This is a genomic window from Staphylococcus canis, from assembly GCF_016238445.1.
In the GTDB taxonomy this organism is placed as follows: domain Bacteria; phylum Bacillota; class Bacilli; order Staphylococcales; family Staphylococcaceae; genus Staphylococcus; species Staphylococcus canis.
Map to the genome: position 1 here is coordinate 1 of NZ_JABANU010000134.1, position 212 is coordinate 212.

The following is a 212-nucleotide window of genomic DNA, read 5'->3' on the forward strand; positions in this document are numbered from 1 at the left end:
GTCTTCCACGATTTAAACAATGGAACCTTTCGGTACTCAAACGCTTCTAAATCTTCTATAGGTTTTAAATATAGTTTCCAGAAGCGCTTGAACTTATTATATAAAGGGCGATCAATGTTTTTAAAAGTATGCATAACTGAAACTCTTGCCATGTTTAGTGCACGATTTAAAGACTGAATGATATGAAAACGATCAATAATGATTTTCGCATT

The 212-nt window shown here is 32.5% G+C and carries 1 protein-coding gene; it reads right to left on the reverse strand.

The features are described 5' to 3' along the window. Nucleotides 1-212 (reverse strand): transposase (locus HHH54_RS11225; protein WP_198618844.1); only part of this gene is annotated, 212 nt, incomplete at both ends.